General features: G+C 40.5%; 24 protein-coding genes. All 24 read left to right on the top strand.

Going from position 1 to position 20,389, the window contains the following annotated elements; genetic code table 11:
* The first annotated feature begins 37 nt into the window (after positions 1 to 37).
* The 24 genes from dnaJ to dnaG all read left to right on the top strand — a co-directional run bounded on the left by dnaJ (position 38) and on the right by dnaG (position 20,389).
* A complete protein-coding gene (gene dnaJ / locus H538_RS0103240; protein WP_026676358.1) occupies positions 38 to 1,147 on the top strand; it encodes a molecular chaperone DnaJ in 1,110 nt (369 codons plus the stop codon).
* Between the two features lie 26 nt (positions 1,148 to 1,173).
* Positions 1,174 to 2,124: a 50S ribosomal protein L11 methyltransferase gene (gene prmA / locus H538_RS0103235; RefSeq protein ID WP_026676357.1), complete on the top strand. Its 951-nt coding sequence runs from the start codon at positions 1,174 to 1,176 to the stop codon at positions 2,122 to 2,124.
* Positions 2,125 to 2,136: 12 nt separating this feature from the next.
* On the top strand, positions 2,137 to 2,889 hold the full coding sequence (locus H538_RS0103230) for a 16S rRNA (uracil(1498)-N(3))-methyltransferase (RefSeq protein ID WP_026676356.1): 753 nt from the start codon (positions 2,137 to 2,139) through the stop codon (positions 2,887 to 2,889).
* Between the two features lie 5 nt (positions 2,890 to 2,894).
* Positions 2,895 to 4,247 carry a tRNA (N(6)-L-threonylcarbamoyladenosine(37)-C(2))-methylthiotransferase MtaB gene (gene mtaB / locus H538_RS0103225; protein ID WP_026676355.1) on the top strand — a complete coding sequence of 451 codons (1,353 nt, stop codon included), beginning with the start codon at positions 2,895 to 2,897 and terminating at the stop codon, positions 4,245 to 4,247.
* A gap of 95 nt (positions 4,248 to 4,342) precedes the next feature.
* Complete coding sequence (gene deoC, locus H538_RS0103220; RefSeq protein WP_026676354.1) at positions 4,343 to 5,017, top strand: deoxyribose-phosphate aldolase; 675 nt, start codon at positions 4,343 to 4,345, stop codon at positions 5,015 to 5,017.
* Positions 5,018 to 5,159: 142 nt separating this feature from the next.
* Entirely contained in the window at positions 5,160 to 5,333 is a 174-nt protein-coding gene (rpsU, locus tag H538_RS0103215; RefSeq protein ID WP_026676353.1) for a 30S ribosomal protein S21, read from the top strand.
* A gap of 17 nt (positions 5,334 to 5,350) precedes the next feature.
* Positions 5,351 to 5,794, top strand: a complete 444-nt coding sequence (locus H538_RS0103210; RefSeq protein WP_026676352.1) for a GatB/YqeY domain-containing protein — start codon at positions 5,351 to 5,353, stop codon at positions 5,792 to 5,794.
* 143 nt (positions 5,795 to 5,937) lie between these two features.
* Positions 5,938 to 6,693 carry an NfeD family protein gene (locus tag H538_RS22980; RefSeq protein ID WP_035349990.1) on the top strand — a complete coding sequence of 252 codons (756 nt, stop codon included), beginning with the start codon at positions 5,938 to 5,940 and terminating at the stop codon, positions 6,691 to 6,693.
* 3 nt (positions 6,694 to 6,696) lie between these two features.
* On the top strand, positions 6,697 to 7,698 hold the full coding sequence (floA, locus tag H538_RS0103200) for a flotillin-like protein FloA (RefSeq protein WP_026676351.1): 1,002 nt from the start codon (positions 6,697 to 6,699) through the stop codon (positions 7,696 to 7,698).
* Between the two features lie 5 nt (positions 7,699 to 7,703).
* Positions 7,704 to 8,168 (top strand): hypothetical protein, encoded by a 465-nt coding sequence (locus tag H538_RS0103195; RefSeq protein WP_026676350.1) that lies wholly within the window; start codon positions 7,704 to 7,706, stop codon positions 8,166 to 8,168.
* Positions 8,169 to 8,273: 105 nt separating this feature from the next.
* Positions 8,274 to 8,588, top strand: a complete 315-nt coding sequence (yqfC, locus tag H538_RS0103190) for a sporulation protein YqfC (RefSeq protein ID WP_026676349.1) — start codon at positions 8,274 to 8,276, stop codon at positions 8,586 to 8,588.
* Positions 8,589 to 8,602: 14 nt separating this feature from the next.
* Positions 8,603 to 9,799 (top strand): sporulation protein YqfD, encoded by a 1,197-nt coding sequence (gene yqfD / locus H538_RS0103185; protein WP_026676348.1) that lies wholly within the window; start codon positions 8,603 to 8,605, stop codon positions 9,797 to 9,799.
* Between the two features lies 1 nt (position 9,800).
* A complete protein-coding gene (locus H538_RS0103180; protein WP_026676347.1) occupies positions 9,801 to 10,763 on the top strand; it encodes a PhoH family protein in 963 nt (320 codons plus the stop codon).
* A gap of 113 nt (positions 10,764 to 10,876) precedes the next feature.
* Positions 10,877 to 12,997 (top strand): HD family phosphohydrolase, encoded by a 2,121-nt coding sequence (locus H538_RS0103175; RefSeq protein WP_026676346.1) that lies wholly within the window; start codon positions 10,877 to 10,879, stop codon positions 12,995 to 12,997.
* Between the two features lie 2 nt (positions 12,998 to 12,999).
* Positions 13,000 to 13,476: an rRNA maturation RNase YbeY gene (gene ybeY, locus H538_RS0103170; protein ID WP_026676345.1), complete on the top strand. Its 477-nt coding sequence runs from the start codon at positions 13,000 to 13,002 to the stop codon at positions 13,474 to 13,476.
* On the top strand, positions 13,473 to 13,844 hold the full coding sequence (locus H538_RS0103165) for a diacylglycerol kinase family protein (protein WP_026676344.1): 372 nt from the start codon (positions 13,473 to 13,475) through the stop codon (positions 13,842 to 13,844). The genes ybeY and H538_RS0103165 overlap by 4 nt, the downstream gene beginning before the upstream one ends.
* Positions 13,845 to 13,883: 39 nt before the next feature.
* The gene (locus H538_RS0103160; protein ID WP_026676343.1) at positions 13,884 to 14,279 is read left to right on the top strand and encodes a cytidine deaminase; all 396 of its coding nucleotides are present in this window, start codon (positions 13,884 to 13,886) and stop codon (positions 14,277 to 14,279) included.
* Positions 14,276 to 15,184 (top strand): GTPase Era, encoded by a 909-nt coding sequence (gene era / locus H538_RS0103155; protein WP_026676342.1) that lies wholly within the window; start codon positions 14,276 to 14,278, stop codon positions 15,182 to 15,184. The genes H538_RS0103160 and era overlap by 4 nt, the downstream gene beginning before the upstream one ends.
* A gap of 116 nt (positions 15,185 to 15,300) precedes the next feature.
* Positions 15,301 to 15,441, top strand: a complete 141-nt coding sequence (locus tag H538_RS25375) for a YqzL family protein (RefSeq protein ID WP_081412563.1) — start codon at positions 15,301 to 15,303, stop codon at positions 15,439 to 15,441.
* A 36-nt stretch (positions 15,442 to 15,477) separates the two neighbouring features.
* Positions 15,478 to 16,221 carry a DNA repair protein RecO gene (gene recO, locus H538_RS0103145; RefSeq protein WP_026676341.1) on the top strand — a complete coding sequence of 248 codons (744 nt, stop codon included), beginning with the start codon at positions 15,478 to 15,480 and terminating at the stop codon, positions 16,219 to 16,221.
* A gap of 89 nt (positions 16,222 to 16,310) precedes the next feature.
* A complete protein-coding gene (gene ccpN / locus H538_RS0103140) occupies positions 16,311 to 16,958 on the top strand; it encodes a transcriptional regulator CcpN (RefSeq protein WP_026676340.1) in 648 nt (215 codons plus the stop codon).
* 17 nt (positions 16,959 to 16,975) lie between these two features.
* Entirely contained in the window at positions 16,976 to 17,794 is an 819-nt protein-coding gene (locus H538_RS0103135; protein ID WP_026676339.1) for a pyruvate, water dikinase regulatory protein, read from the top strand.
* Between the two features lie 235 nt (positions 17,795 to 18,029).
* Positions 18,030 to 18,500, top strand: coding sequence for a YaiI/YqxD family protein (locus H538_RS0103130; protein WP_081412562.1), 471 nt, complete (start codon positions 18,030 to 18,032; stop codon positions 18,498 to 18,500).
* An 83-nt stretch (positions 18,501 to 18,583) separates the two neighbouring features.
* Positions 18,584 to 20,389, top strand: a complete 1,806-nt coding sequence (gene dnaG, locus H538_RS0103125) for a DNA primase (RefSeq protein ID WP_026676337.1) — start codon at positions 18,584 to 18,586, stop codon at positions 20,387 to 20,389.

Genomic DNA, 20,389 nt, shown 5'->3' with positions numbered 1-20,389 from the left:
ATGATAATTTTTATGTGAATAGTCGGGAGTGGAATGGATGAGTAAACGAGATTACTATGAAGTGCTCGGTTTAACGAAAGGTGCCTCCGCAGACGAGATAAAAAAAGCATACCGGAAATTAGCTCGGCAATACCACCCGGATGTTAATAAAGAACCGGATGCGGAAGCAAAATTTAAAGAAGTGAAAGAAGCGTATGAAACGTTAAGCGATCCTCAGAAAAAGGCGCATTATGACCAGTTTGGCCATACGGATCCAAATCAAGGATTTGGTGCGGGTGCCGGGGATTTTGGCGGTTTCGGCGATATTTTCGACATGTTTTTTGGCGGAGGAGGTAGACGAAATCCGAATGCGCCAAGACAGGGAGCAGATCTTCAGTACTCCATGAGGCTAGAATTTGAAGAAGCTGTTTTTGGCAAAGAGACGGAAATCAGCATTCCGAAAGAGGAAGATTGTGATACATGTCATGGAACGGGAGCCAGGCCGGGAACGAAACCGGAAACGTGTAGCCATTGCGGTGGATCGGGACAATTAAACGTGGAACAAAATACGCCGTTTGGCCGAATTGTAAATCTCCGTGTTTGTCATTATTGCAGTGGAAAAGGAAAAATCATTAAAGAGAAATGTATGACTTGCCATGGCACTGGAAAAGTGAAAAAGACGAAAAAGATTAGCATTAAAATTCCAGCTGGCGTCGATACTGGCCAACAAATTCGAATGGCAGGGCACGGAGAGCCGGGTGTGAACGGAGGTCCTCCTGGAGATTTATATGTCGTCTTCAAAGTTGCTCCGCACGAATTTTTTGAACGAGACGGGGATGACATATACTGTGAAATGCCGTTAACGTTTGCGCAGGCGGCGCTTGGAGATGAGATTGAAGTTCCAACATTATATGGAAAGATTAAATTGAAAATTCCTGCCGGGACGCAAACTGGAACAAATTTCCGTTTAAAAGGAAAAGGAATTAAAAACGTTCACGGACGAGGTCAGGGAGATCAGCATATTCAAGTGAAAGTCATCACACCGACAAGATTAACCGAGAAACAAAAACAATTATTGCGTGACTTTGCGGATATAAGCGGTTCGGTTCCGGATGAACAGACGGAATCCTTCTTTGATAAAGTAAAAAGAGCATTTAAGGGCGAATAACGAAATTAGGAGTGGAGTTGATAGATATGAAATGGTCTGAAATTAGTATTCATACGACACAAGAAGCGGTTGAGCCGGTATCTAACATATTGCATGAAGCGGGTGCAAGCGGAGTCGTTATTGAAGACCCACAGGACCTCGTTAAAGACAGAGAATCTGTTTTTGGGGAAATCTATCAACTCGACCCTAATGATTATCCTGAAGAAGGGGTCATCGTTAAAGCTTATTTGCCGGTAACAAGCTTTTTAGGGGAAACAGTTGAGGAAATTAAAGCATCTATCAATAATTTAGTGCTTTATGACATTGATCTTGGATTTAACAAAGTAACAATTAGCGAAGTGAATGAAGAAGAGTGGGCAACTGCCTGGAAGAAATATTATAAACCTGTCAAGATTTCCGAAAAGATTACGATTACCCCTACGTGGGAAGATTATACACCTGTCAGCTCGGATGAAGTGATTATTGAACTTGATCCGGGAATGGCTTTTGGAACAGGGACACATCCCACGACGGTCATGTGCCTTCAGGCCATTGAAAAGTATATTAAAAATGGAGATACGGTCATTGATGTTGGCACGGGGTCTGGAGTATTAAGTATCGCTGCCGCAAACTTGGGCGCAAGCAAGGTAAAGGCATATGACCTGGACGAAGTTGCCGTCAATAGCGCCAGGTTAAATGTGAAATTAAATAAGGCACAAGACCGCGTTGAAGTCGGGCAAAACAATTTATTGAACAATATTGACGGACCCGTAGACATGATTGTCGGGAATTTGCTGGCTGAAATCATTCTTCGCTTTGTTCAAGATGCGGCAAGGGTGCTTAAAAAAGGCGGATTATTTATTACTTCAGGAATCATACAGGGGAAAAAGCATGAAGTGAGAGAAGAACTTATAAATAGTGGCTTTTCAATTGTAGAAACGCTGGAGATGGAAGATTGGGTAGCGTTTATTGCAAGAAATGAAAAGCGATCGATTTAGGCGGTGGGGGTTTTGCAGCGTTATTTCGTTAAACCTGAACAAAAGAGTGACACTTTCGTCACGATTGCCGGCGATGATGCAAACCATATTGAAAAAGTAATGCGAATGTCAATTGGTGATAAAATCATATGCAGTGACGGTAAGTCGCCGGCAGTACTGTGCGAGATTGCAAACATAAACCGGGAAGTTGTCAATGCCCGGATACTTTCGGAGATTGAGCAAATATCGGAACTTCCTATTTCCGTCACTATCGCTCAAGGGTTGCCAAAAGGGGACAAGCTCGACTTCATCGTTCAAAAAGGAACGGAACTCGGAGCCAGTAGCTTTTTGCCATTTTCATCAACAAGGTGTATTGTAAAATGGGATGAAAAAAAAGGTGAGAAAAAGACGGCAAGGCTGCAAAAGATAGCGAAAGAAGCAGCCGAACAATCTCATCGCAGCTTCATTCCTGACGTGCTCTTGCCAGTTTCATTTCAACAATTGCTGAAGGACGCACAAAGGTATGATATAAAAATCGTTGCTTATGAAGAAGAGGCAAAAACAGGTGAGACTAGACAGCTTCATAAAACATTAAATGCCGCAAAAAAGGGGCAATCACTACTTTGTGTGATTGGACCTGAAGGGGGGCTGACCGACAATGAAGTGCAGGCACTTCGCGAGAGCGGCTTTATTGCATGCGGATTAGGCCCCCGCATTTTACGGACAGAAACAGCAAGTTTATATTTATTATCAGCATTATCTTATCATTTTGAACTAATGGGGTGATCATTATGCCACTCGTTGCTTTTCATACACTTGGCTGTAAAGTCAATCATTATGAGACGGAAGCTATTTGGCAGCTGTTTCAAAATGCAGGCTATGAACGAACGGACTTTGAAAATATGGCAGACGTCTATGTTATCAACACTTGTACAGTAACCAATACAGGGGATAAAAAAAGCCGCCAGGTCATTCGACGTGCGATCCGAAAAAATCCGGATGCCGTTATTTGTGTAACGGGTTGTTATGCCCAGACTTCACCAGCGGAAGTTATGGCCATTCCCGGAGTAGATATTGTTGTTGGAACACAGGACCGCTCCAAAATGTTAGCCTATATTGAGCAATTTAAACAGGAGCGTCTGCCGATTAATGGGGTAAGCAATATTATGAAAGCCCGCGTTTATGAAGAACTTGATGTGCCTCAGTTTACTGACCGCACACGGGCATCGCTAAAAATCCAGGAAGGCTGCAACAATTTCTGCACATTTTGCATTATACCGTGGGCAAGGGGACTCTTGCGCTCCCGCCAGCCGGAGGAAGTTATTAAGCAGGCGCAGCAATTAGTAGATGCCGGGTATAAAGAAATTGTTCTTACAGGCATTCATACGGCCGGTTATGGCGAAGATATGAAAGATTATAGCTTCGCTAAACTTTTATCCGATCTTGATGAAAAAGTCGCAGGCCTTAAACGACTCCGCATTTCTTCCATTGAAGCAAGCCAGATTACGGAAGAAGTGATCGAGGTGATGAATCGATCTGAAAAAATCGTTCCGCATCTTCACATCCCGCTTCAATCCGGCTCGAATACAGTTCTTGAGCGTATGCGCCGCAAATATACGATGGAAATGTTTGCAGAACGTTTAAACCGGTTAAAAGAAGCATTGCCCGGGCTTGCCGTTACTTCTGACGTGATTGTCGGATTCCCGGGAGAAACGGAAGAAGAATTTATGGAGACATATAATTTTATACGTGATCATAAATTTTCCGAGCTTCACGTCTTCCCGTATTCGAAACGAACGGGAACTCCGGCCGCGCGTATGGAAAACCAGGTGCCGGAAGACGTTAAGAATGAGCGCGTGCACCGTTTAATCGCTCTATCTGATCAATTGGCGAAAGAATATGCTTCACATTATGAAAATGAAGTTGTCGAAGTCATTCCGGAAGAAGAATATAAAGATGAGCCAAATACTGGATTGTATGTCGGTTATACGCCAAATTATTTAAAAGTCAAATTCCCGGCAACAGAGGATATGATCGGGAAAATTGTAAAGGTAAAAATTACGAAAGCAGGGTACCCTTATAATGAGGGACAATTTGTAAAAGTAGTCGATGAGGATTATTTGAAGCAAGCTGCTAATGCATAAAAAGTCCGGGTTTACCGGACTTTTTTTTGTATCTGTCTTTTGATACAATACTTGTGAGAGGTCTGACAACTAATTGAATGAAAAGGATGGGAACTATGTCGAATTTAAATATCGCCCGAATGATCGATCATACTGCACTTAAACCAGAAACAACAAAGGAGCAAATTATAACGCTTTGCCAGGAGGCAGCAGAACATCACTTTTTTTCAGTATGTGTTAATCCGACATGGGTTAAAACAGCTTCTGAGCAATTAAAAGGGACGGGCGTAGCTGTTTGTACTGTAATCGGATTTCCGCTCGGCGCAACGACTCCTGAAGTGAAAGCGTTTGAAACGAAAAATGCGATTGAGAACGGTGCAACTGAGGTTGATATGGTTATTAATATCGGCGCTTTGAAGGACAAAAATTATGATCTCGTTGAAGAAGATATTCGTGCGGTAGTTGAAGCCGCAAAAGGGAAAGCATTAACAAAAGCAATCATTGAAACCTCTCTTTTAACCGATGATGAAAAGGTTAAAGCGTGTGAAATTGCTGCAGGCGCAGGGATCGACTTTGTCAAAACGTCAACAGGCTTTTCTTCAGGAGGAGCAACAGTCAAAGATATTCGATTAATGCGAAAAACAGTCGGTCCTGACATCGGTGTGAAAGCTTCTGGCGGAATACGTAATCGTGAAACTACATTGGCCATGATTGAGGCCGGGGCAACGAGAATCGGTGCAAGCGCCGGAGTTTCGATTGTCAAAGGAGAAGAGTCCGATTCTAGCTATTAATGAATTCGTACGTCCTAATATTCCCTCGAAGTCTTCCAAATTAAGTTGACCACAAACAGTTGTTATATTATAATTGCAAAAGATATGTGACGCATTCTTAACATGATTTATTGTTAAGGTGGTCTGGAGGGAGGGAAAGAGAATGGCAGAAACCCGTGTTCGCAAGAACGAATCCATTGATGATGCTCTTCGTCGTTTCAAAAGATCCGTTTCCAAAGAGGGAACGTTGGCTGAAATTAAAAAGCGCAAGCATTACGAAAAGCCAAGCGTGAAGCGTAAGAAAAAGGCTGAGGCAGCAAGAAAGCGCAAGTTCTAAGAGAGGGTGTAGGTTTTATGAGTCTTCTTGAACAACTCAATCAAGATATGAAACAAGCGATGAAGGACAAAAATAAGCAAAAACTATCCGTGATTCGAATGTTGAAGGCTTCTCTTCAAAACGAATCCATTAAATTGGGACATGAATTGAATCCGGAAGAAGAGCTCACTGTCCTTACACGCGAAATGAAACAAAGAAAAGACTCCCTCCATGAATTTGAAAAAGCCGGCCGGGATGATCTCGCTGCCGGTGCAAAGCAAGAAATTGCTGTATTAACAGAATATATGCCTGAGCAGTTATCGGAAGACGAACTGAAAGACATTATTTCTGCAACGATTCAAGAAGTTGGAGCTACTGCGCGTAGCGATATGGGGAAAGTCATGGGTGCTTTAATGCCTAAAGTAAAAGGCAAGGCAGACGGCGCCGAAGTCAATCGCCTCGTCCAACAATATTTATCTTAAATGTGAACAACGCCTTGAAGGGCTTAGCCCATCAAGGCGTTTTTAATTTGTTCAGGAAACGAAGTAATATGATTCCAACAAAAAATGAAACTGTTTAACATTTCTTTCGTAATATATAATGAATTGGAAAGGAGGGAAAATAAATGAAAAAGTGGAGAGGGCTCATTCTTTTATGTTTCTTCGTTTGTCTTCTGTTTGTGTACATAGGTATATCGGAAATGACAGACGGTGGCTTTGTCCATTTCAATAACGAGATCGCCGAATTTGTCACTCATCCGATCGTTGTTACGGTTTTATTATCGTTAGGCTGTCTTGGTCTCGTTCTTGAATTGTTTACGTCCGGTTTTGGCATTCCAGGGTTTATCGGCCTATCATCACTATTTTTATTTTTTTTCGGACACGCTCTAAAAGGGCTTGCCGGGTGGGAATCGTTCATTTTTTTCGGAGTCGGTTTAATATTGCTTGCTCTAGAAGTGTTTCTGCCCGGGGGAATGGTAGGGATGATTGGCCTTATTTCTGTAATCACAGGACTTGTCATGGCGGCTGGATCGCTCACGACCATCCTCATTGCATTATTCATTGCCCTTTGTGTGACGGCAATAGGTTCTTATTTATTTTATAAAACTTTCGGATACAATGGCCCTCTTAAAAAAATGGTATTGTATGATAGAACAACAAATGAAAAGGGTTATGTTTCAAATGAAAGCCGGATTGAACTCATCGGGAAATGCGGTGTTGCCATAACGGACTTAAGACCGGCTGGCACGATAACGATGGGCCAGGAACGCCTGGATGTGGTGACAGAAGGAAGCTATATTCGAAAAGGGATTGTCGTTGAAATTATTAAAGTGGAAGGTTCTCGGATTGTTGTCCGTGAACAAAAAGAAGAGGAGGAATAAAAAATGGAACCGGGTTCAATTGCAACACTATTAATAATCGGACTGATCATTATCGCATTAATTATTCTTTTTACTTTTGTGCCTGTAATGCTCTGGATCTCTGCATTAGCAGCAGGCGTACGTGTCGGAATCTTTACATTAGTCGGGATGAGGCTTCGCCGTGTCATTCCATCACGTGTTATTAATCCATTAATTAAAGCGGTGAAAGCGGGGCTTGATTTAAGTACGAACCAGCTTGAGAGCCATTATCTCGCAGGAGGGAATGTCGATCGCGTTGTTAATGCGTTAATTGCCGCACATCGCGCAAATATTGAACTTTCTTTTGAGAGGGCGGCTGCAATCGACTTAGCTGGCCGGAATGTTTTAGAAGCCGTTCAAATGAGCGTAAATCCAAAAGTCATTGAAACTCCGTTTATTGCCGGTGTAGCGATTAATGGAATTGAAGTAAAGGCAAAAGCAAGAATTACAGTACGGGCAAATATTGACCGACTTGTTGGAGGTGCGGGCGAAGAAACCGTCATTGCCCGTGTCGGTGAAGGAATTGTAAGCACGATTGGCAGCTCAGATAGCCATAAAACCGTATTGGAAAATCCAGATACCATTTCTCAAACAGTACTTGCAAAAGGACTTGATTCCGGAACGGCGTTTGAAATTTTATCAATCGACATCGCCGATATTGATATTGGAAAAAATATTGGGGCTGAATTGCAAACCGATCAGGCATTAGCGGATAAAAACATTGCACAAGCAAAAGCGGAAGAGCGAAGGGCGATGGCTGTTGCGACAGAACAAGAAATGAAAGCGAAAGTACAGGAGATGAGGGCAAAGGTGGTGGAAGCAGAAGCAGAAGTGCCGTTAGCTTATGCAGAAGCGCTTCGTTCCGGGAAGTTGGGTGTAATGGATTATATGAATTTAAAAAATATTATGGCTGATACAACAATGAGAGATGCCATCAGCAAATCCACCGATCCAAAAAATACGGATGATACACCTGGAAGGAAATAAAGCATATGAATATCGATCAATGGATGGAAAGAGTGTTTGACCTTTTGGATCATTTTATTCCTTTCATCATCGTTATCCTTGCCGGTATTTTCAGCTTTATAAAAAAATGGTTTCAAGATAGCACGGCAAATGAACGCAGCAAGACAGGCACTTTGCGGGAGAAAAGAAAGAAAAGCCCAACACGTCATCCGAACTATAAAATAAAACAAAAAACAAAAACGATTGACCACCATGCCCATATCCATGATGAAGTAAGCATGATTACAAATGCAGATCATGACCCTCATCGCGCTTCATTGAAAAAGGAAGCATTAGAAGCAACGGGAATAGGCGAGATGAGGGAACGCTATACCGATCGAAGTGAAGAAATTCTTGTTCCATCGATTCAAATTGATCCGAAAAACGTCCGTGAAGCAATCATCTGGGCAGAAATAGTAGGGAAGCCAAAAGCATATCGAAAAAATAAGTAAACGAAAAAATCGAAATGGGAAATAAGATCCATTTCGATTTTTTCGTTTGTAAAGTGATAGTTTAACTCAACCATTCATAAAAATGAGATGAGAGGGGGTTCGCAAATGGTGAAATGGCGGCAACAAGTATCGAAATGGATGATGCAAAAATTAGAACTTCCTGCTGATATCGTGATGGATCTGCCTCGTATTACGATGATCGGCCAGCTCCATATTTATATTGAGAATCATAGAGGGGTAAAGGCATTCTCAAAAGAGGAGCTGCGGCTTAATTTAATCAATGGAGTATTAATCGTAAAAGGTAATGATTTTGTCATTAAAACGATCTTGCCTGAAGAAATACTGCTCGAAGGGAAGATCGATGGTGTTTATTATGAAGAATTAAACAACAAAGATCCTGCTCAAAAAAAGACGAAGTAATACAGGAGGCCAATATGAAAAAATTCCCGATTGAGCCGATCTATGGGTATGTGAAAATTGGAATCATTGGAGAACACGGGGAAAGCATTATCAATGAATGCGTCGCGCGGGACATTCCAATTTGGGAAATTGAGCGAAAAGATGATTATTCAATGACGGCTAATATTTTCGTACGGGATATAAAACAGGTGAAACAACTGCTTAAACAGAAAAAGTGCAAAATCCGTTTCCTTAAAAAAAGAGGGTCCCCGTTTTTTCTTCTCCGCCTTTGGAGGCGAAATGGTTTTTTGCTTGGACTTGCAGGCTTTATTCTAATTATTTTCCTATTGTCAAACATGGTATGGAATATAAATGTAACTGGTGCAGATCCTAAAACAGAGTTCGAGTTACGAAAAGCTGCCGCTGAGCTAGGCATTAAAAAAGGGCAATTCATTTTTCTCTTGCCTAATAGCAGGCAAATTCAGCAAAAACTGACGGATAAAATGGATAATGTCACATGGATTGGTGTGACCCAAAAAGGGACGACCTATCAATTTCAAGTAGCGGAGAAAGAAATACCTGAGAAGGCAAAACGGCTCAAACCAAGAAATTTAATCGCGAAAAAGAAAGCAATCATTCATGATATTTTTGTGAAAAGAGGACAGCCTCTTGTTTCGCCAAACGATTATGTTCAAAAAGGACAAACATTAGTATCAGGATTTATCGGAAAAGAAGGGGAGGAAAAACTCGTTCCTGCTGAAGGGACTGTCCTTGGTGAGACGTGGCACGTCGTCCATGTAACGGTTCCGTTAGAAACTAATTTTAAGACGTATACAGGAGATAGCAAGAAAAGGCATTATGTTTCTATTTTCGGTTTGAAAGTTCCGGTCTGGGGACTTTCTAACGGGAATTTTAAACATAGCAAAACGGAAGAAAATAAAACTCCGTTTCGGTTTATTAAATGGGAGCTGCCGATCGCTTACGTCAAAAAAGATATTCGTGAGACCGATGGAGTGAAACGAATATATACGAAAAATGAAGCCATTTCAGTAGGAAAAACGATGGCGAAAAAGGAATTGCAAAAAAAATTGCCTGATGATGCAAAAATAATTGGGGAAAATATTTTGCAAGTCTCGGTTTCGAATGGTAAAGTTAATTTATCGATGCACTACCAGGTTATAGAAAATATTGCATCTGAACAACCTATAACATCCAGCAAGGAGAATGAATAGTTTGTCAGAACCAATTAAATTGCAATCATTACAACTAGAAAATCAAAATGAGGCACTTTCGTTATTCGGTCCAAATGATGCGCATTTGAAAATCATTGAAGACGTCCTTCATGTGACGATCGTCACGAGAGGAGAGGCTGTTTCGGTAACGGGAAATCCTGAATCGGTACAGGTAGTTGAAGAAGTGCTGGCTGCCCTTCTCGTTCTTGTGCGTCGCGGAATTCATCTTTCAGAACGAGATATTGTTTATGCGCTAAATTTAGCCGAAAGAAATATGCTCTCTGTCTTAACGGAATTGTATGAAGAAGAAATTGCAACAAATGTAAAAGGGAAACCGATCCGGATTAAAACGTTGGGTCAGCGTCATTATGTATCTTCGATGAAGAAATATGATCTCGTGTTTGGAATAGGGCCTGCAGGAACGGGAAAAACCTTCTTAGCCGTGGTTATGGCAGTTAGCGCATTGAAAGAAGGTAGTATAAAGCGAATTGTCTTAACACGCCCTGCCGTTGAAGCGGGGGAAAGCCTCGGCTTTTTGCCGGGAGACCTGAAAGAGAAGGTGGACCCTTATCTCAGACCTTTATATGACGCCCTTCACGACCTATTTGGCGTCGAACATACGGAGCGTTTAATCGAGCGAGGTACTATTGAAATTGCTCCGCTTGCCTATATGAGAGGGCGTACGTTAAACGATAGTTTCGTCATTTTGGACGAGGCGCAAAATACGACTCCAGAACAAATAAAAATGTTTGTCACTCGCTTAGGTTTCGGTTCCAAAATGGTGATTACCGGTGATTTAACGCAAATTGATTTGCCTAAAGGAAAAGAGTCCGGCTTAAAAGTTGCCGAGAGAACACTTCAATCCGTACAGGGCGTAGACTTTATTTATTTAAAAGAATTGGATGTTGTGCGCCATCCGCTTGTACAGCGTATTATTACGGCATATGATGAAAAGGAACGGTAAGAATGGACCTCATTTTTTGAGGTCCATTCTATTGAAAGGCAAGTTTTACGGTATCTTATTTGTCCATATTTTGTTAATATACATATAAATATGGTACCGCAAAGGAGGAACCGATTTTGAAACGGCTGAAACCAATATTGAAATCAAAACCAAAATTGAATTTGAATAGCATATTATTTGGTTTGGTGGCCGTCGTACTTTATCTTCTTCTTTTAAGCAATGTAACGCCAAATACAGTCAATGTTGACATGTATTCCATTTCTCCCCGCGATATTCAATCCCCCATCCGGATTGAGATGAAAGAGGAAACGCTAAAAAAGCAAAATGAAGCCGCGGAAAAAGTAGAGAACCGATATACGTATAAAGAAGATAATGCCCTTCAGCAGGCAGAAAAAACAATCGATATTTTTAAAACCATTCAAAAAATAAATGAAGAATCTGATAAGAAAACGAATAAAAAAGATGCGTTAACACTTGATGAAAAGATTGACCAATTAAAAGGGATGGTCAATTTTGACGAGGTGTCGCCGGAAGCGTTCAAGGCGCTATTTAATGCTACGCCAAATGAATTGGAAACGGCAAAAGATTTAACAAGTTCTGTTATAAATGACACGATGAGCAATAAAATTAAAGTGGACGAGGTAGGACTGTATCGGGAAAGGGCGGAAGAAAAGATTCGCCAGAATACAAACTTTTCAGGCGCATTAAAAAATGCTGTTATTGAACTAACAAGAGCGGCGATCGTTCCAAATTATGTCTTTGATGCTGAAAAAACGAGAATTGCAAGGCAAAAGGCAATTGATGATGTTGACCCGGTTGAGATAAAAGAAGGGGAAATTATTGTTCGCGAAGGAGAAGTCATTACTCCTGAAATATTTAAACAGTTAAAATTAGTTGGTCTGCTTGATAAAGATTTATCGGTTTATCCATATATTGGATTGCTCATTTTTGTTATTGTTATCGTCAGCGGTTTATATTATTTAACAAAGGATCATTTAAGCGATCAGAAAAAACAGGCAAGCCTTACTATATATACGATGTTATTTGTTTTCTCGCTTTTGTTGATGAAACTTGTAAGCTTAACAGAAAAAATGGATGTGTCCGGAATTTATTATGTCGTTCCGATCGCCTGTGGGACGATGATGATTAAAATCCTTCTTGACGAACATGTCGCAATCATTACAAGTTTAGTTTTGGGAATTTGTGCAGCCCTTATTTTTAATGAAAGCACATCCGGCACGTTTAATTTTACGATGTGCTTATATGTGGCATTAAGTGGCGTTGCGGGTGTCATTTATCTCGGCAAGCGGCATCAGAAAGCAAAAATCGTCAAAGCCGGCTTATTTGTCGCTTTAGTGAACATATTGTCGATCGCCATTATTTTGCTATTGCAAAACGGGAAGTATTCACTCATTCAAGTGGGGATAGACGTTGCTTTTGCGATTTTATCAGGCTTTTTAGCTTCCATTTTAACGCTTGGCTTTATGCCGGTAATGGAATCCTGGTTTAGCATTTTATCGCCGACGAAATTGATCGAGTTATCCAACCCAAATCATCCTTTATTGAGAAAAATATTAACAGAAGCGCCGGGGACGTATCATCATAGTGTTATGGTCGCAAATCTTTCAGAAGCAGCGTGCGAATCAATAGGCGCCAACGGTCTTCTTGCCAGGGTTGGATCGTACTATCATGATGTAGGCAAAACGAAGCGGCCGCATTTTTTTATTGAAAACCAGATGAACATGGAAAATCCTCATGATAAAATCGCTCCGCAATTAAGCAAGACAATTATTATTGCACATCCTTATGACGGCGCAGAAATGTTAAAAAAATATAAAATACCGAAAGAAATTATTGATATCGCGGAGCAGCACCACGGAACAACGTTATTAAAGTTTTTTTACCATAAAGCAGAGCAACAAAGTGAAAAAGAAATTCCTGAATCGGATTTCCGTTATCCGGGCCCGAAAGCGCAAACGAAAGAAGCAGCTGTCGTTGGAATTGCGGATAGTGTGGAAGCGGCTGTTCGTTCGCTTTCCAAACCGACACCGGTTAAAATTGAAAGCATTATCCGGAAAATTATAACGGACAGGCTGGAAGATGGGCAATTTGATGAATGTGATTTAACATTAAAAGAGCTGGATACGGTAGCCAGAGCCTTATGCGAAACATTACAGGGCATTTTCCATTCACGAATTGAATATCCAGAAGAAGGAAAGAAAAAGGTGGAGTAACAATGGCACTACAAATTGATTTTACCGATGAAACAAACTTAATTTCTGAAGAGCAACTACACACACTTAGAGAGCTGTTTGATATAGCCGCTCGGATGGAAGGGATTGCAGGCGATGCCGAGCTTTCCGTAACATTTGTAACGGATGAGAAAATACAAGAAATCAATAAAGAATATCGCCATAAAGACCAACCGACAGACGTTATTTCATTTGCATTAGAAGAAATGGTGGAGGATGAAGTTGAGATTATCGGCGCAGACTTGCCGCGAATGCTTGGAGATATCATTATATCGGTTGAAACTGCTAAAAGGCAGGCTGCGGAATATGGCCATTCAATCATGCGCGAGCTCGGGTTTTTAGCTGTTCATGGATTTTTACATCTGATAGGCTATGATCATATGAACGAATCCGATGAAAAAAAGATGTTTGCCCGTCAGGATGAAATTTTAAATGAGTACGGATTAACAAGAGAACAATGAAATTTTCTTTCGCTAAATTTCTTAAAAGCTTTGGATTTGCTTTTGAAGGAATTGTTTATGCCTATAAAAATGAACAAAATTTCAGGATTCATCTTGGAGCAGCTACGATTACCATTCTTTTAGCATTCTGGCTTGACTTTTCATCCATTAGAATGTTATTGCTTTTTATCGTCATTGGCGTCGTACTTGCTTTAGAGCTTGTTAACACCGCAATTGAACGAGTGGTTGACCTGGTGGCTAAACATCATCATCCTCTGGCGAAAGAGGCAAAGGATGCGGCATCAGGCGCAGTTTTGGTTTTTTCCATAATTGCTGTTATAATCGGAGTACTACTGTTTATTGAACCATTAATAAACAGAATGAAATAAACTGAATATTGTAGGATTGGCGAAAGGTGGAAACAAAAAATGGATAAGGAAATGCTAATAGAAGAGGCAAAACGTGCTAGAGAGATGGCATATGTCCCTTATTCGAAATTTAAAGTTGGAGCAGCGCTTCTCACGAAAGACGGAAAAGTATACCGCGGGGCGAACATCGAAAACGCAGCATACAGCATGTGCAATTGCGCCGAACGAACCGCGCTTTTTAAAGCGTATTCAGAAGGTGACAAAGATTATAAGGCGATGGCTGTCATTGCCGACACCCCCCGTCCAGTTCCTCCATGTGGCGCTTGCAGACAGGTGATGAGTGAACTTTGTCCTCAAGAGATGACCGTTTTCTTAACGAACTTAAATGGAGATGTCAAAGAAGTAACGGTTAAAGACCTTCTCCCGGGCGCATTTTCACCGGAGGATTTAAAATGATGAAAGAAGGGTATAAGTCAGGTTTTGTTTCCATTATCGGCAGGCCGAATGTTGGAAAGTCAACTTTGCTTAATTACATTGTTGGACAAAAGATCGCGATTATGAGTGATAAGCCACAGACGACGCGAAACAAAATCCAGGGTGTTTATACGACGGATGAAGCGCAAGTCATTTTTATCGATACACCAGGCATTCACAAACCGAAGCATCGATTAGGTGACTTTATGACGAAAATCGCTCAACAAACATTAAACGAAGTTGACTTAATATTATTTGTTGTGAATGCAGACGAGGGCTATGGCAGAGGAGATCAATTTATTATCGACCGATTGGAAAAAGTGAACAAACCGATTTTTTTAGTCATTAATAAAATTGATCTTGTCCATCCTGATGAGCTACTTCCGTTGATCGATTCCTACCGTTCAAAAGTCGATGTGGATGAAGTGATTCCGATCTCTGCAGCACAGGGGAATAATGTCAATACATTAATGGAGCAAATTATTCACTATTTGGACGAAGGTCCGCAATATTATCCGGAAGACCAGGTAACTGATCATCCGGAACGATTTATTACGGCTGAATTAATCCGCGAAAAAGTGCTTCATTTAACACGAGAAGAAGTTCCCCATTCCATTGCGGTAGTTATTGAACAAATGGAAAGACGAAAGGACAGCGATGTCGTTTATGTCAATGCGACCATCATTGTTGAACGCTCTTCGCAAAAAGGAATTGTTATTGGAAAGCAAGGCAAAATGTTAAAAGAAATTGGAGCCCGGGCAAGAAAAGACATTGAAGCGTTATTGGGATCGCGTGTCTTTCTTGAATTGTTTGTCAAGGTGCAGGCAGATTGGCGAAATAAGCTGAGGAATTTAAGAGAATATGGCTTTAATGAAGATGATTATTAACTTCCTTTTCTGTTCGCTGAATTAAAATGTCAAATTTTCCTTCACATGAAAACCGTATTAAAGGTCAACCTATTAACACGAGAGTTAGACAACAAATAGAAAGGTGGAGCATTCCCATGAAAGAATTTACCTGGAAGGTATTTTGTGAAACGGGCAGCATCGATACCTATTTGTTATTTAAAGAACTTGAAAAGGATGGTACTGGGAATCCATTAGATCCGGATATTTCGGTACAAACGGACTCTCCCATTCAGTAAAATTAGGTTGCCTTCATTAAACTGGTGGTGATGATATTGCTGCAAAAAGTTGAAGGAATAGTGATGAAAACCATTGATTACGGTGAATCCAACCTAATTGTCACAATGTTTACAAGAGAAAATGGAAAAATTGGTGTAATGGCAAGAGGGGCGAAAAAACCAAAAAGTCGCCTCTCTTCTGTTGTGCAATTATTTACATATGGACAATATGTTTATCAAAAAGGCTCGGGGCTCGGGAGTTTAAGCCAGGGAGAAATTCTTTCTACATTTCGCCATGTGAAGGAAGATTTATTTAAGACCGCCTACTGTGCGTACATGCTCGAATTTCTTGATAAAGTAACAGAGGAGAAAAAAAGGAATCCGTATTTATTTGAATTGCTCCTTCAATCATTGCAATTGGTCGATGAAGGAGTTGACCCTGAAGTGATCGCTTTTATTTTTGAAATGAAAATGCTTAGAGTCGCTGGAGTAGGCCCTGAGGTGAACCAATGTGCAAATTGCGGAAGCCGGGAGGGACAATTCTCATTTTCGATCCGGGAAGGTGGCCTGCTTTGTGAACGCTGTGCTGAAATAGATCCTCACCGGATAGTCATCTCCTCTCAAGTGGCCAGGTTACTCAGGCTCTTTTTTCATTTTGATTTAAACCGGCTTGGCTCCATTTCTTTAAAAAAGGAAACGAAGAAACTGCTGCGGATGATTTTATCACTCTATATTGAAGAATTTACAGGGATCACATTCAAATCGAAACGCTTTCTTGATCAATTATCGAAACTTGAATAAGAACACTTTTTTCAAGCTAGTTATTTCGCTTGTTCCACTTATTAGTATATAATGTTTAGTAAAGAGTATAACACATTTCATTGTGTAAGGTGGTGCGAACGATCGAACTGAATAAAAGACAAGAAACGATATTGCGTATTGTTAAAGAAAATGGACCTATCACCGGCGAACATATTGCCGAACAATTGAAGTTAACCCGGGCCACTCTCAGACCAGATCTGGCGATTTTAACAATGGCGGGTTATTTAGATGCAAGACCACGTGTCGGTTATTTTTATACTGGGAAGACCGGTTCTCAATTATTAACTGAAAAAATCAAAAAAATCAAAGTTCACGAATTTGCTTCAATACCTGTCGTAGTAAGCGAATCGGCAACCGTTTATGAAGCAATTTGTACAATGTTTCTTGAAGATGTCGGTACATTGTTTATTGTTAACAAAGATGCCCATCTCGTCGGCGTTGTTTCGAGAAAGGATTTGTTGCGGGCAAGCATGGGAAACCAGGATTTAAATTCAATTCCGATCAACATTATTATGACAAGAATGCCCAATATTACGTATTGCTTTAAAGATGATTATCTTCTTGATATTGCGCAAACGTTAATCCAAAAACAAATCGACGGTGTCCCGGTCGTAAAAGCTTCTGAAGATCAAGACGGTTTAGAGGTCGTCGGCAGGCTAACGAAGACGAATATTACGAAAGCCTTCGTAGAACTTGCATCTGATGAAATTATATAATTTGAATGGAGGTTACAATGACCAACACACGACGAATCATTTATTTAGTCTCTGATTCCGTAGGGGAAACGGCAGAACTAGTCGTTAAAGCGGCAGCAAGTCAATTTAACTCTCAACAGCTAGAAATAAGACGTATTCCTTATGTCGAGGATACAGGAACTGTCCAAGAAGTTATTGACCTTGCCAAAGAACAAGGGGCGCTGATCGCATTTACACTGGTTGTTCCGGAAATTAAATCCTATTTAGTTGATCAAGCTCATAAAGAAGGCGTTATTGCGGTTGATATTATCGGACCAATGATGAATCAAATGGAACATTTTCTTGGTCAGGTACCCCGATATGAACCAGGAATTGTCCATCAATTGGATGATGATTACTTTCGCAAGGTAGATGCGATTGAATTTGCTGTTAAATACGATGACGGAAGAGACCCGAGAGGAATCTTAAAAGCGGATATTGTTCTTATCGGCGTGTCCAGAACTTCGAAAACTCCGCTTTCCCAATATCTCGCCCATAAGCGATTAAAGGTCGCCAATGTTCCTTTAGTGCCTGAAGTGGAGCCGCCAGAAGAAATATTCAACGTTCCGAGCGAAAAATGCTTCGGTTTAAGTATAACACCCGAAAAGCTAAATGATATAAGAAGAGAAAGGTTGAAAGCACTCGGGCTTGATTCAGGGGCAAGTTATGCGAATATTGAACGGATTAAAGAGGAATTAGCGTATTTTAAAAAAATCGTAGATCGAATCGGCTGCAGGGTAATCGATGTTTCAAATAAAGCTGTCGAAGAGTCTGCTAATTTGATCTTTAATATCTATCAAGGTAAAAGCTACCGGTAGCGTGTAACGTACAAAATTCATTGAATTTTGTACGTTTCTTCTTGATCAAAAAAAATATAAATTAGTGGAATTATTATTTCTTTTTGATTATAATATAACATTGTGATTAAAAAGTATAACATTGATCTAAAATAGAAGATGATTAACGAAAAACAGTAGATCTGTCAAAATCAGGTTTTGTTCGACAAATTGAAAACATAGAAGGATTCCGGTAAAGGATGTAGAAATTAAAACTATGACGAAACGAAATCCATTAGTGTTGATTGATGGAGATGCGTGTCCTGTTCAAATCAAGCAATCAACTTTTGAAATTTGCAATGACTATCAATTAGAAGCAGTAATGGTCATTTCTTATGCACATATGTCAGAACAAACATACGGTATGCGATATGTATTGGTCGATTCAAACAGAGAGGAAGTCGATTTATACATCATGAACCATGTTAATCAAGGTGATGTCGTCATTACCCAGGATCACGCACTGGCAAGTATTTTAGTAGCGAAAGGAGTTTACGTCATCTCTCCAAGAGGGAAAGTGTTTCGTGAGGAGGAGATGGAGAGGATGCTGTTTGAACGTTTCGTTTCTGCAAAACAAAGGAGGGCAGGGAATCGGACAAAAGGACCTTCCAAATTTACAGAAACAGACCATGGCAATTTTTGCTTCGAATTTAAAAAAATATTGTCGAATCTTGAAGGATTTTATTAATTTATAACGAATAAGTATAACTTGTCTGCTTTTTTTCTTTATTTTTTAAGGGCTAGAAGCAGGAAGTAAGTACGGTGATGAACATGGCTGAACGGATTCCTGAAGAAACTATCGAACGAATAAGAACATCAATGGATATTGTTGACCTTGTCAGTGAATACGTTCCATTAAAAAAGCAAGGCCGAAATTATTTCGGACTGTGCCCGTTCCATGGGGAAAAATCCCCATCTTTTTCTGTCTCGCCTGAAAAGCAAATATATCATTGTTTCGGTTGTGGGGCAGGTGGAAATGTATTTTCGTTTCTAATGAATATTGAAGGGTATACTTTTATTGAAGCCGTCCGACATATCGCTGAAAAGAACGGCATCGATTTGCCTCAGTTAAAGGTTCAAGAGTTTTCCGATAAAGAAGACTTTCGAACCAAAATGGTCGAAGCCCATGAACTCGTTGCAAAGCTTTATCATCATTATTTAGTCAATACTAAACAGGGGATAAAAGCTCTTGGCTATTTAAAAAATAGAGGGTTTACGGATGATGTGATTCAAACCTTTCAAATCGGCTACGCTCCTGATTCATGGGATGCTGTTACCAACTTCCTCGCCAAACGGGGGTTTTCCCTCGAAGTTGTCAAAAACGCAGGTCTACTTGGCAAACGGGAATTTGACGGTAAGTTTTTTGACCGTTTCCGAAACCGCATTATGTTTCCGATTTGGAATCGCAATGGCAAGGTAATCGCATTCGGTGGAAGGGTATTGGGAGAAGGTGAACCGAAATATTTAAACAGCCCGGAAACGAAGATTTTTAATAAGGGCAAAAATTTATATGCCTTTCATTTAGCCAGAGCCGAGATGAGAAAGAAGCAACAGGCGGTTTTATTTGAAGGATATGTTGATACAACAAGTGCTTTTAGGGCCGGAATAACAAATGGTGTGGCTACACTTGGAACTTCATTAACGGAGGAGCAGGCGGCGCTGCTCGCAAGAAATGTTCAAAGCGTCACAATATGCTATGATTCTGACCATGCAGGGATTGAAGCGGCATTTCGAGCCGCGAAAATATTAGAAGAAGCGGGCTGTTTCGTAAAGATAGCCCAAATGCCAGGCGGATTAGATCCCGATGACTACATTCAGACCTATGGACCTGAGAAGTTTCAAAAGGATGTAATAGGGACGAGTTTAACCGTAATGGCCTTTAAAATTCAATATTACCGCAAGGGAAAAAATCTCAATGACGAAGCGGAACGAATGCTCTATATCGAAGAGGTAATCAATGAGATAAGCAGGCTTCCGAAAGCTGTTGAACGAGACCATTATTTGCGGCAGCTTGCTGATGAATTTCATCTTTCCCTTGAAGCGTTAAAGCAACAACAATCCCAAGTCTATAAGCAGATAAAGCGGCAAAAGGATAACGTTAACCAAAATAGGAATAATAATTCTAGGTTTCATTCATTTATTAATAAACCTCTATTGCCAGCTTATCATAATGCTGAAAGAATTCTTCTTGCCCATATGCTGAAAGACAGAGAAATTGCTTTTGCAATTCAAGAACGTCTTCCCGGAGCATTTAATATAGAAGAGCACAATGCGATTGCAGCATATTTATATGCCTTCTACGAGGAAGGAAATTTGCCGAATGTCGGCCTTTTGCTTGAGCGCATTGATGACGAGAAGTTACGTAAGATTACGTCTGAACTGGCGATGATGACAGTAACTGATCACCTTTCTGACCCTGAGTTAAACGATTATGTTAAACAAATCAGTTCCTATCCAAAAAAATTGGAAATACAGGAAAAAGAAAGGCAAAGAAAAGAAGCGGAACGACAGCGAGACTACACCCTGGCAGCCCGCATTGCAATGGAAATATTGCAAATGAAAAAAGCATTGAAATAA

This window comes from Fictibacillus gelatini DSM 15865 (assembly GCF_000430745.1).
In the GTDB taxonomy this organism is placed as follows: Bacteria; Bacillota; Bacilli; order Bacillales; family Fictibacillaceae; genus Fictibacillus_A; species Fictibacillus_A gelatini.
This window is presented reverse-complemented; position numbering and strand designations above follow the sequence as displayed.